The 12,031-nt window shown below is 66.5% G+C and carries 11 protein-coding genes; 5 read left to right on the forward strand and 6 right to left on the reverse strand.

The features are described 5' to 3' along the window. Nucleotides 1-6: 6 nt before the first annotated feature. On the forward strand, nucleotides 7-420 hold the full coding sequence (locus DEI94_RS15920; protein ID WP_111025349.1) for a hypothetical protein: 414 nt from the start codon (nucleotides 7-9) through the stop codon (nucleotides 418-420). Nucleotides 421-450: 30 nt separating this feature from the next. Here the strand turns inward: DEI94_RS15920 and DEI94_RS15925 are convergent, their stop codons facing one another. The 3 genes from DEI94_RS15925 to DEI94_RS15935 all read right to left on the reverse strand — a co-directional run bounded on the left by DEI94_RS15925 (nucleotide 451) and on the right by DEI94_RS15935 (nucleotide 4,534). Beyond that, nucleotides 451-2,205, reverse strand: a complete 1,755-nt coding sequence (locus DEI94_RS15925) for a hypothetical protein (RefSeq protein ID WP_111025351.1) — start codon at nucleotides 2,203-2,205, stop codon at nucleotides 451-453. Nucleotides 2,206-2,309: 104 nt separating this feature from the next. Then, on the reverse strand, nucleotides 2,310-2,996 hold the full coding sequence (locus DEI94_RS15930; protein WP_146249375.1) for a hypothetical protein: 687 nt from the start codon (nucleotides 2,994-2,996) through the stop codon (nucleotides 2,310-2,312). 284 nt (nucleotides 2,997-3,280) lie between these two features. Then, nucleotides 3,281-4,534, reverse strand: coding sequence for a site-specific integrase (locus DEI94_RS15935; RefSeq protein WP_181441680.1), 1,254 nt, complete (start codon nucleotides 4,532-4,534; stop codon nucleotides 3,281-3,283). Nucleotides 4,535-4,989: 455 nt separating this feature from the next. Between DEI94_RS15935 and DEI94_RS15940 the strand changes: the two genes are divergently transcribed. The 3 genes from DEI94_RS15940 (at nucleotide 4,990) to DEI94_RS15950 (ending at nucleotide 6,658) form a co-directional block, all read left to right on the forward strand. Next, nucleotides 4,990-5,478 carry a hypothetical protein gene (locus tag DEI94_RS15940; protein ID WP_111025357.1) on the forward strand — a complete coding sequence of 163 codons (489 nt, stop codon included), beginning with the start codon at nucleotides 4,990-4,992 and terminating at the stop codon, nucleotides 5,476-5,478. A 107-nt stretch (nucleotides 5,479-5,585) separates the two neighbouring features. Next, complete coding sequence (locus tag DEI94_RS15945; protein ID WP_111025359.1) at nucleotides 5,586-6,128, forward strand: hypothetical protein; 543 nt, start codon at nucleotides 5,586-5,588, stop codon at nucleotides 6,126-6,128. A gap of 254 nt (nucleotides 6,129-6,382) precedes the next feature. Further along, nucleotides 6,383-6,658 (forward strand): hypothetical protein, encoded by a 276-nt coding sequence (locus DEI94_RS15950; RefSeq protein WP_111025361.1) that lies wholly within the window; start codon nucleotides 6,383-6,385, stop codon nucleotides 6,656-6,658. A 1,413-nt stretch (nucleotides 6,659-8,071) separates the two neighbouring features. Here the strand turns inward: DEI94_RS15950 and DEI94_RS15955 are convergent. The 3 genes from DEI94_RS15955 to DEI94_RS15965 form a co-directional block, all read right to left on the reverse strand. Beyond that, on the reverse strand, nucleotides 8,072-9,031 hold the full coding sequence (locus DEI94_RS15955; protein ID WP_111025363.1) for a replication protein RepA: 960 nt from the start codon (nucleotides 9,029-9,031) through the stop codon (nucleotides 8,072-8,074). 176 nt (nucleotides 9,032-9,207) lie between these two features. Further along, nucleotides 9,208-9,570: a hypothetical protein gene (locus DEI94_RS15960; RefSeq protein ID WP_111025365.1), complete on the reverse strand. Its 363-nt coding sequence runs from the start codon at nucleotides 9,568-9,570 to the stop codon at nucleotides 9,208-9,210. A gap of 346 nt (nucleotides 9,571-9,916) precedes the next feature. Further along, nucleotides 9,917-11,008, reverse strand: coding sequence for a ParA family protein (locus tag DEI94_RS15965; RefSeq protein WP_220038753.1), 1,092 nt, complete (start codon nucleotides 11,006-11,008; stop codon nucleotides 9,917-9,919). Nucleotides 11,009-11,486: 478 nt separating this feature from the next. On the opposite strand from DEI94_RS15965, the gene DEI94_RS15970 reads away from it, so the two are divergent. Then, nucleotides 11,487-12,014, forward strand: coding sequence for a hypothetical protein (locus DEI94_RS15970; RefSeq protein WP_111025367.1), 528 nt, complete (start codon nucleotides 11,487-11,489; stop codon nucleotides 12,012-12,014). Nucleotides 12,015-12,031 lie beyond the last annotated feature (17 nt).

Consider the following 12,031-nt stretch of genomic DNA (forward strand, 5'->3'; position numbering starts at 1 on the left):
GACAACATGGCGCAGCTGCGACGCAAGGACACAGAGGGAACACCTGCCAACGGCGGCCAGTTCGCCGGACAAGCCCACACCGCCGCAGACGACGTCGCCCTCAACAGCGAAAACTTCGCCTGGCCCAACGTTGATGGCGCAGGCACCGAACCGGCCTTCATCGACTACGGCAACGACCAGCGCTGCGTCTGCTCCAACACCAACCACGGCGATGGCTTCGTCACCACCGACGAACACGGGCAACTTCACGACGACGAGACCACCGCACACGGAGTCATCTGCCTGGTCTGCGGCCGGTTCTACCGAATCGAGCCCGGCGCCACCACCCCACCCGACATCGTCCCCGCGGCACGGTTCGACGTCAGCGCACCGGCGTTCCTTGACGCGTACGACGAACAGTGGGAGCGGTTGCACGGCTGACCGCCCTGTGGCCCGCAGGAACGGGGCGGCTCAGCCAACGCGACGACGGTCAGGACCGGGCATTTCCTGAGCCTGCAGCGCTTGCAGCGCTTCGAGCCCGGGATGTTCCGGGAGCCCGGCTTCCCAGCCAGCGAGTTCCACGGCACGATCGGCCGGAACCCGGTCGGGCAGGTAAATCATCCACGGCAGACCGTCCTTGCTGCCGACGTGAGCGGGACGGTTTGCGCCGTGGCCGGCTTCGAGGGCGGCCGCGTGTGCGTGACCGTCGGTGAAAGTGCCGTGGAGTTGGTGGATGAACACGTGGCCGACGTGCACTTCCTCGCCAAGGAGTTCGACGACGAAATCCTGTTCCTGGACGAGCAGGGATGCCTTCGGTGTGCGGAGCAGCCGAAGTGTCTGGTCGTCGTACTGGCCCGACAGGTGGAAGTTGAAACCGTCGATGCCTGGGAAGGGCACTGCCGCTCCACGAGCGATTTGACGCAGTGTCGCGGCCCAGAGGCGGTCGCGTTTTGTCACGCCCTCCTCGGGGAAGACGAGGGAGACCCCGAAGGCGTCCTCGACGGCGACGAGGTCGTCGAGGAACGTGACGAACGACGCCGCGGGACGCTGCATCTCCTCGGGTTGGAAGGTTGCCACGAGCCAGTCCTCGCCTTCCACACGGAGGCGTAGCTCCGACGCATCCGCGAGAGCGGTGAGGAATCGAGCGAGATGGCGAGCTTCGCGGATCGGCACTCCTGCCCGCGCCGACACCTCGAAGGTGACCTCCGGCGTGTACTTCTCCTCGTCGTCGGGGAGGAGGAAGCGCAACGATAGGCCTCCGGGACCGTCGGCGAGGAGTTGCCCGCCCTCCTCACCGCGGGGCGACCGCCGTACGGTGCCGTTGACGCTGTACAAGTGCCGGCTTCCGGGCCCCTGCGCGATGATCTTGATTGCAGTACCAGCGCCAGCATCCCCCGGCAGAAGATGGAGCTCCGCCGGGAGGTCGTCGCTGTGGAACCAGTCGGGGCCGCGGCGCTTGAAGGACGTGATGACCCGGCGCGGGAGGACGACTGGATCGGCTACTCCGAAGCGGAGCGCGTGTACGTACTGGTCCCGAAGGTCCGCCGTTGAGTCGTCGAACGACGTCGTCAGCTCGGTGGTGAGCGGCTCCTTAAGGTGTGCATCTGGGGTTCGAGCGATGAGGGTCTTGGAGATGACACCGCTCGCACTGTCAACGGAGAAATCGACCCCCCAGTGGTCGCTTCGAATCAGCATCCGCTCGCGTACCCGCTCGAGCACCTTGCCGAGGTCACCGTCCCTCGCGAGCGCCTCCTCTGGACGGTTGAGCGCCATCAGGTAGCTCAGGGTGTGATCGGTGAAGAAACGTTGGTGGACATGTTGGTGCTTGGCGAGGAGGACGTCGAGTTCGGCTTGCCCCATGATCTCGATGCGGACTGGGCGGTTGTCGCGCATCGCAAGCGTCTTCTTGAACTCGTCGATGGATGGGTTCCCGGGGATGACGAGCGTCCACTTCGGCGGGTGATTGATGCTCCATGCGCGGTCCAGTGACTCGCGCACTTTCCGCCGTCGGTCCGAGTGCTTTGCGGAGAATCCTTCGGGGTAGTACTTCAGCTGGTAGATGTGCTCGATAGAGCCATCCGCACCCCACACGCCGAAGTCGATGCCATCATCGCCACCGCGCCCATCGATCGCTTGGGCACGCCGTCCGTCCCCCTGATGTTCGGCGCGAAGCAACGCCTCCACAACCCGGTCGAACTTGTCCCGGCCCAGTGTCTTGAACTCCACTCGCTCCTCGACCACCACACTCCCTCCCGTTTCGGCGATGGTAGCGGGAGGCACCGACCCGACTGCGGGCGCCGTAGCGACGTCGAACCGTTGGCGGCCACCTGCTACCCCGTCTTCGTGTTGAGCAGGCCGAGCATCTCGTCGGAGGTGTGTTGCGCTTCTTCGAGGGCGGCGGCGGTGCGGGCGAGTGCTTGGGCGACCTTGAGGTCGAACTCGTCCATTTCGTCGGTGAACTGCTGTCGGCTCATCCCGTCGAAGCGGGTGGGGACGGCCGCTGGTGCTTCCCACCGTTGTTCGCGTCGTCCGGTGAACCGTTGGACGCGGCCGGCGATGGTGGTGAGGCTGCGGGTGCTGATCGGCTGGTGCACGTCAAGCCACCCATGCTGGTCAATGGCGGGGACGATGTTCGTCGCCTTCCGCCACTCATGCTCGAGCCCTTCGTCGCAGTCGTGCACGTCCGGGTCGAAGGTACGCGGATCGACGGCCTCGGCGACGTCTCGCTTCCGGCCGAGCTCCGCGGGGAGCGCCACACGAAGCCACCGGGTGACGGCGCAGGCGGGACAGCCGGGCGGAGTCCCATTGTCGCGGGGCACAGTGCGTCCCTGGATGGTGACCGGGTCAAGGCGAATGTCAGCGGTGGTGACTTTCCGGACCTCTTCGCGGGTGAAGCCGAGCACACCGAACAGGACGATGAGGAACCCGTCACGGCGGCCGCGGAGGGCGGTCGGGAGATTGTTCCGATGTGCGGTGGTCGGCAGCTGCGCGAGCGCCTCGCTGACGGTGCGGGTCATCCCGTCCCCGGTACGGATCAGTGTTCGCGGCGGTGTCAGTCCCCGGAACGGCACATCCTCCGCGGCGGCCCGCAGCCCGTCGAGGTCCAGTGGTGCGCCGGCATCCTCGTGGGCGCGGCGGATGGCGCGAACGCGAAGCGTGTTCGTCGGCACTCCGCTTGGGAACGTGCGAAGGAACGTGACGATGGTGTCTGGCCGAGTGGGTAGCTTCGGCTGCTCGAACGCATCGCACCAGTCGTCGAACAACGCCCAATACTGCTGCAGCGTTGGCGGGAGCGTGCTTATCACAGGCCGATTTCGGTGACGGCGTTGTTGTCCAGCGGTGCGTGCTCGCGGCCGTACACCTCGATCATCGCTTCGCTGGTGTGCCAGGACTGACGCATGATCTGGTGCGGGTTCAGACCCTTTCGCAGCGCGGAGGTGACGAACCCGGCGCGGAGGGAGTGCGCGCCGTAGTGGCGGGAGTCCATGCCGGCGCGCTTGGCGATGCGCACGAGCGCGTCCTGGACCACCTGACCGTCGATGGCGGTGTCTTTGAAGAACCGGCCGGCATGGGACACCGGTCGGAACAGCGGCATGCGCTTGGGTAGGCGTCGCCAGGCGGGGAACGGGTCATCCCAGTCCACCGGGTCGTCCGCGCCGCGGCCGCGTGCGCAGATGTGCTCGTCGATGGTGTTCGCCGCGAGGACGCGCATCACCGCCGGTCGTGCTCGAGCGGCGGACATCGCTTCGGTGACGAGGATCCAGCGCATGAATGCGCACACGGGGCAGGTCGCTGCCGTCGCACCGTACGGAAGCGCTTTCGTGCGGCCGCGCGCTTCCTGGTCGGTCTTGGACTTCCGGACGCGGACGTGCAAGCCGTCGTCGGGGTGGAGTCGGACGTCGCCGATGAGGAGCGCGGCGAGTTCGCTGCGGCGGAACGCGCCAGCGAACCCCATCACGATGAGGGCGTAGTCGCGGGTGCCGATGACGCCCTTCGGGTAGCTGTTGATGTCGATGGTGGACACCATTGCGCGCAGCTCTTCGATGAGCAGGGCTGGCATGCGTCGCAGTTCTCCGCCGTTGGTCCTGCGGAGTGCTTTGAGTGTGAGGTCGACCTCTGGGTCCTGGCTGGGGCGCGGGTACCGGCCGAGCTCGTTCATCTTGTCGATGGCGGCAACCCAGCGGGCGAGGGTGTTCGACGCGTACGGCGTGGCGATGTCGTCCTTGCCGAGCATCGCCGCTTCCTGCAGGTACCGGGACACCACGAGCGGGTCGGACGGCAGGCACTTGATGTTCCGGTCGTCGCACCACTTCACGAAGCGTGCCCAGTCCAGCTTGTACGCACGCAGCGTGTGCTCCGACATCGCCTCGGACTGGAGGAGACGAAGTTCCTGCAGCCGATCCTCGGTGATGTACTTGTCCGTGCTTGCCGGCGGCTTCTCCGGCGGCCGGGTCGCAAGCGTCTCGTCGACGTGCTGGTTCAGTGCCACCTTCCCTGCGGCAAGGCGTTCCACCTCTGCGAGCCGTTCGGGTGAGACCCCGGAGATGGTCTCCACGATGCGAACGGAACGAGGCGGACGAGCGGGCTCCGGAGACGGCCCGGCCGGCGTCTCGAGCTCGAACTCCTGCTCCGCGTCGCTCATAGTGGCGATACTCGCACGTCCCAACGACATCCTTGGCTGAAACGCCGGAGTCCGGAGACCCGCCGCACGCGCTGAGAAGCCCGCCAAATCAACGATGCGAAGGCTTGTTGACGATGGTGACCGCGGGACTCGTCAGGATAACTCCTATTGGGCTGACGAGTTTGCTGCTACCCGGAAGCGACCAGTCACTGAATCCACGAGCCCGCCTCCGCGCCCACCACCCCCACCATCACAGTCCGTCCAACGACCCCAGGAGGCCGCCCCGTCGCGCTTTGGGCAGCCACTCGCCCGGGCCTTGCCCCGGTGCAACGGCACAGGCGATGCTTCAACCAAGCCCGCTTGGAGCCCCCTTGATGAGGAGAGCCGCCGTGTATCGACAGGTGACCGTGTATGTGCCGGACGCGCGGATGGAGGAGTTCTACATCCGCTTTGGCGACTTCATGGGTGGCGGTCCGTCGCCCTCGAGCGAGGGCGAGAACCCGCCTGCGCGGCATCAGGCCGGCCAGCCGCCAGCATGGACTCGAGAGCAGGGGGCGGAGGAACGGGCCGCAGCGTTCTGGCATGACGTGACCGACCCGGGGCGGGACGTCCTCCGGGTTCTCATTGCTGGGGCCGAGGAGGAACCACCACGCCATTTTCTGCCCGCCGACGTCGTGGCAGCCGTCGGCGCCAAGAGCACGCAGGCGATCGCCGGCATCCTCGGCGGCGTCGGTCAGGTCGTCAGCGGCCACGACCTCCCGTCCTACGACTACGAGCCCGGTAGAGCCTGGCACTTCGTCTGGGACTGGGATCCCAAGAAGCGCCTGTACTCGATGGCACCGGAGATGGCCGCACTCCTTCGCATGGTGGGGGCCTGAGCGCGACTCTCCCCTAAGCGTCTTGCGCAAATCTGTTGCAACAGAACAGGGCAAGGCGTATGGTCGGGGCCACGAGGAAAGCCCTCGAGAAACGGACCCGAACCGACATGACCACTACCTGGACGATGCTGCCTGTACCCGAGCAGGACGCCGACGAACTCCGCGAACTCGTCGCCGAACGCCAACGCTCCCGCAATCAGCCGGTCGCCCCGGCGCCCACCGAGGTTCGTGACCGCGAGCTCCTCGCGTCCGCGGTCAAGCAGGGCGCCCTGGACCGGAGGCCGCCGTGGACGGCGGCCGGCTACGCCCACATCGCGGAAGGCACGTCGATCACGATGCGCCGGATCCGCGAGGTGATGCAGCTGCTCGCCGCGCACCCCGAGCAGTGGTTCTCCACCGAGGACATCGTCGAGCAGACCAGCCTCACGCTCGAGGAGTGGCGCAGCGCCTGCCGCAACATCCGCAAGCGGCTGAACGCCGAGTTCCCCGAAGCGCCGGTCTGGCCGAACGGCGAGTACGCCGGAGAACGCGTCTGGCCGTTCACCGTCATCTCCGGACGCAGCATCTTCGTCCGCGACCAGCTCTACGTCGCCCTCAGTGCCGCGCAGGCAGCCACGTGGAACGAGGTCGCCGGAACCGACGGCCAGTAGCGACTGCCCGCATCGTGAAGCGCCCAGCCCCTTCCCCAGGTGCTGGGCGCTTCTGCACGCGCGCACCCCCGGCATTTGGTTGCCCGTTCGTTGCAGCAGCAACGCGCGAGGCAAGGCGGGTCTGAAGCGGCGACCCTCCCCAGACCCACTCCCCCGGGCCCGGTGACAGCGCCAAGGGTCCCAGGACGCGCCAAATCAGCAGTCCCCTCCCCCGCAGCCGTCTCGTGGCGCCCCGTCCGCGCATAGAAGCACTCGTGGACAACCAGCACGCGCCGCTCCGAGGCATCATCAGCGCGCCCATCACCGTGCTCGAGGCAGACCTCCGGACGGCCAGCGGAGACGACAAGCGGATCTTCGACAGCCTGTCGTTGCAGCGGTTCGTCACCGTCGACGAGCAGGGCTTCGGCCGAACCGAGAAGACCTACATCGTCCACCACGACGTGCCCTGCATCACCAGCATGCCGCCGGCGCCGGTACGGAAGGCGACCGTGCCGCCGAAAGCGCGGACCAGCGGCAAGCGCAGCCGCTGACCCCTATGCTGCCACTCCCCCGTGTGCGGCTTACGCTGTGCGCACGGTCCAACGGAGGCCAGGGACCAGAAACCCACACGGTTCCGTGGGTATCTGGTCCGGATCCGTGGGTCAACGGTCCTCGTCCTGTGGGCATCCGGTCCGCGCGCCGTGTGTATCCGGTCCGCAAATCCCGGCCAGGTAGGGGCTCGGATCGGCACCAGCATGCGGATCCCCACACTCCGCGGACGCTCCCCCTGTAGTTCTTCCCTGTAGCTCTCCCCTGTAACTGATCTCAGTACCAACGCAACCATAAGAGCGACAACGAGCTGTCCACAGATGGTTGGGTCCAGAGCATCCATTGGAGGGAGACAGCTCCGAAGGTGAGGACGGCCTGATGCGCTGCACCGCCGAGGACCCGATACCCACGTCTGGCCAGCGGTGGTGCCTCCGTCGCTCAAGGACCCGATACCCACACCGCTCCGCTACGCCGAAGACGAGTGAGCTGCACTTGCGTACGGGCAGTGCGGACCAGGTACCCACGGTCTTCCACCGATGCAAGGCGACCGGTGAGGACCAGATACCCACGCAAGGCGTAGGCGTGGGTATCCGAACACCTGGGTCCTCGAGCACCGAGAGGACCAGATGCCCACGTCGAGCGCTCTGAGCAAGCCACGGGTGAGGACGGGGCGCGGACCGGATACCCACGTCGACCGACTCCACCCCACAGGCGGGGACGCCGCTGCCTCCCGAGCTCGTCATGGGCCGTAACCGGGTGAACCGGTGTCGACGAGGACCGGATACCCACGGCTTCGGACCAGATGCCCACGCCTGCCAGATAACTGGGAGGACTAGATACCCACGTTTGAGGACCAGATGCCCACGCCGCACCACGCGCGCTCAGGACCAGATACCCACACGACCGTCAAACGGCCAAGGACCAGATACCCACATTGCCCGCGCCGCTGCTGCGGACCAGATACCCACACTCCCGATGCCGGTTCGAGGATCAGATGCCCACACTCTCGGGGCGCCGGCCCTTCCCATGGTCCGTTGAGCGGACGCTTGCTGTATCGAGGAGCCGAAGGATCGATACCCACGCCGGCGTCGTGGACGCGAGGATCGGATACCCACGCGCTGCGACCCATGGCTGGCACCCCGCGGATCGGATACCCACGCTTTTCGTGCGGGCCGCTGCATCCCGAGGAGGACCGCTTGCCGACGCCGGTTGGCGGCTGGGCGGTGGAGTCGGGCACCCCCTGCCGGGCGGCAGGCGTGCCGCTGCTGTGGGTATCTGATCCTCGTAGGTGGAGTGCGCTGGCCCTGAAGTCCGCAAGAACCGCGACTTGCGCGCCGGAGTGTGGGTATCTGGTCCGTCGATGCGACGCGATACGCCCCCAGCGAGCAGCTGGGGGCGTCCGGTGAGGTTCCTGCCTACGTGAGGGCTCGTCTTGGCTTCGTGGGCTCCACGTGCGGCTTGGAGGGCCGGAGGATGAGGTAGTCCGGGGTCGGTTCCACTCGGGCTTCCGGGTAGATGATCTTGATGGCCTTGAGGTGCCCTTCGAAGGCGGCCTTGAACTTGTGCGGCTGGGTGTACTGGGCGCCGAACTGCAGGTTGAGGTCGGACCACTTGATGCGGGTCGCGGTCCGCAGGTAGAACATGCGGTACGTGAGCCAGAGGTAGATGTCCATGCGCATCGCTGACTTCCCCAGCGCCTTCATCGCGTTCAGGTCGATGGGGACTGGTGACTTGACGATGGAGTCGTAGAAGCGGTCCGAGAGGGTGACGGTGGAGCGCCAGAGGCCGTCGTTGTCCTCGACGTCGTCCTTGCCGAACCAGAGGCGGACGCTGTCAGCGATGCGGAAGTACTCCATCGCTTCGCCGTGCCCGTCTTCCTTGATTTCCAGGCCTTCGACGCTGAGGTTCGCACCGAACAGGCGCCGTAGCCCGTCGGAGACACGCTTGTGGTCCCGACCGCCGTGGGCGAGGCCGATCTTCGCCATGAACGCCTTCATCGACCGGCCGAGCTCGAGCTGCTTCGACTGGGTGAGAACCGCTTCGGTTGCCATCCAGTTCATGGCCTGGCGAGGGAGAACACCGTACGGGTACGCGGGTCGCCGCTCCCCCGTCTCTGGGTCGAGGATCAGCGCCGGCTGCATCATCAGGGACACGTTCCCGTTCCGGCGCTCCCAGTAGGGAATGTCGCCGGGGTTCCGGTACGGCAGGGACACCTGAGCCCAGAGCCGGGCGGAGTAGCCGACGTCCATCGCGTCTTCGTCGGCGCCCTCGAGGCTGGCGGCGTAGTTGACGAGACGAGCCGTTGTCTCGTCGATGCGGATCGGAGCAAGCGACGTCTGTGTTGACTGCTCGGTGATGATGAACTCGTCACCCATGGGGAACCTCCGGAGAGCGGGGAAGCAAGGGGCGCGTGCGGGCGCGCAGGATCGGTGCGTTCCACCCGGCAGAGCGCACTATCCCTGGCGCTCCCCCATCCGAGTTGGTACGCGAGCTAGCGTGCTCGGGGACCAAACACCCACGCGGTATCCGCGTCGGCGTGTCACGATCTTCGCTACTGGCGGTCGCTTCCAATCGGGCGCCCTCGAGGTGCCTGCTTGGTCCGCCGTTCGTAGGGCCGACCTTCGTTGTAGGCATCTTCGAGCCGCTTCGTCTCCGCGTTGTAGATGCGGGTCAGCACTTCCTTCGGCGTCTGTGCGCCCTCGAACAACCGTGCAGCACCGAACGCCGCGTTGAACGCATCCCGGTCCCCGCGGCGAACCTCGAACGTCACCTTCACGATGTCCTCCGGGCTCTCCTCCCCCGTCACGCCGTACTTCCGACGCGTGTATGGGTTGGAGACGAAGTGCGCGTCCTGCGGCGCGGTGGCGGAAGCGGCCTCGGGGCCGGCCGGAGGCGCCTTCGTAACGGCGGCCACGGGCGTTGCCGCAGGTTCCAGCGTGGACGCCGCGGGGGCAACTGCCGCTGCCTGCGACTGCTCGACGGCGGAGGCTCCCTGCTCGGGCGCTTGGACAGAGCTCGTTGCGGGGAGGCTCAGTTCGGCGCGGGTGCCCTCTCCCCCACCTTCGGCAGCGCTGTCCTCGTCAGCCGTGCCGAAGACCTGCGGTTGGGTGCGGCGAGGCGCCGGTGGCGGCGGCGCTACCGCGCGAACACTCGCCTCGGGGGCGGGTTCCTCTTGCTTCGGTGCCCGGTTTGCTCGCAGCAGTGACGCTGCGGTTCCTGTGTTCGGGCGGGGCGGCGGTCCGCCGATGGTGCGAGCGTCGTCAGGCATTGACGGTCACCTCCTGGGCCGTTTCTTCTTCCTTCTGCGTCAGGCGTGCGATGAACTCCTGCGTGACGGCGTAGAGGCTGTCGGCGACGTTGCCGGCCGACTGCGGCCCCGGCGACACGTGCTTCACACCACGGCGCAGCGCTTCGTACCACTTCTCGCCGTTCTTGACGCTCTTGTCGAGTTCGTGGACGAGCAGGCCCTTGGCACGAGCGGCTTTGGCGGTCGCTTCGGAGTGCCTGACGTAGCTTTCGAACACGGTCGCGCGTGCTTCCTCGCCGTTGAGGGCCTTGACGACGTCGTCGGCGAACTCCTTTCGGACGTTCTTGGCCGAGGTGCTGGAAGCGAAGTTGACGACGCCGAGGAGGTCGATGTCGGGGTTGATGTCGAGGACCTTGTCGCTTCGACGGGCGGTGAGGGTGAGTCCCTCGATGCTGGCGTCGTCGGCTTTCGCGGGGATCAGGAAGTAGCGAGCGGCGGCGATCGCGATCATTTGAACGGCGTCGGTGTTCGGCGGGCAGTCAAGGAGGATGACGTCGTAGTTCGCACCGACGGGGGCGAGCGCCTTGGCGAGGCTGAGGCGTGCTGCGACTGCCACGTCGCCGCTCTGTGACATGCGGGGGCCGAGCCCCTTGTCGATGAATTCGACTTCGCTCCCGCCGGGGACAACGTCAAGGTTGGGCCGGACGTTTTTGACCGGCTTGACCGCGTCTCCGAACAGCAGGGACTTCGACAGTCCCTCTCCCCCGTCGTCACCTTCTGAGTGCCGGTATCCGAGGTCGAGCGCCAAGTTGCCTTGGGGATCGAGGTCAACGATGAGAACCCGCCATCCGGCTTCCGCGAGGATCCCGCCGATGTTGGCGCAGAGCGTGGTCTTCCCGACGCCGCCCTTGTTGTTGATGACGGCGACGACCCGTTGCAGGTCCGAGCGGTCGAACGTAATTGCCATGGCTGCTCCCCGGGGGCTCCCCCGCTGACTGGTGACGCTGGTCACGCTGGCGATGCTGGTGACGCCGGTAAACGTCCTCTCGCGCGAGCATAGCGAGAAACCGAGCGCCGGTGTGACCAGCATCACCAGTTTGCGCATACCGGTTTTGCTGGTAACGCCAGCCTGGCCATGTTGCGCACAACGGCGCTGCTGGTGATCCCGGCCCGACCAGTGTGGGCAAAACGGTCCCGCTGGTCGCGCCGGTAGTACCAGCGACGCTGGCCAAACCAGTGTGCGCAAACCGGCGTGACCAGCGTCACCAGTCAGCGCCATTTGGCGTCTACCGTCCGTTCTCGGGTGGGCTGGAATGACGGGCTCAAAGCGGGGGTCCGGTCGCTCTAACGGGCGCACAGCGCGTTTGAGCATGTGCCATCGCATCTCCTTGCGGGAACGCAGACCTGCCGGGCAGCACGAGTGGCGGGGCTGCGGGGGTCTCTGCCCGGTTCGCGTGCAAACCAGCATTACCAGCCCGACCAGCGTCACCAGCATCACCAGCGTCACCAGTATGCGGAGGCTTTCGCCGCATCGTTCTGCCTGAGGCGCTACGACAGGATGTCGCGTCTGATGCAGGGGGACTGTGGTTGAGACGTTGGGTATCGGGCCCGCGTTGGCTCTGATTGACGCGACGCTCGCCGGCGACAACGTGCAGGTGCGTCTGCTTCGCCGGACGTTCGGGAACCTCGTCCTGGCAGGTTCCGTTGCGAGGGCCATCCATCAGTTCCTGGATCTGCGGGATGTGTTCGACGAGGACTTGGTCCTCGAGCTGATGAGCCTGCACCTGTCCACGTGGGGCGCGTATGACGACTTCGTCATCCGGCAGCGGGACCGTCTCCAGCGGGCGGCGGTTGCGATTCGTGGAGCTCGTCGGCTCGCGTTCCGCACCTTCGACCACTACATGCGGTACGCGATAGTCGATGCGGAGGACGTCCACACCGTGGAGCCGAGGGTGAACCCGCTACTCATCAGTCGGTCGCTGACGAACACGTATGCGATGGCGTACGTGGCGTCGATGACGTTCGTGCACCTGACGACGGCAGCGGGACTGGACCCGGAGGACATGTTGGAGCAGTACCGGGCGGCCGCGGCGTCGGAGCTCAACAGCTGACCTGCGCGTGGCGGCAT

Source organism: Curtobacterium sp. MCBD17_040, from assembly GCF_003234805.2.
Lineage (GTDB): Bacteria > Actinomycetota > Actinomycetes > Actinomycetales > Microbacteriaceae > Curtobacterium.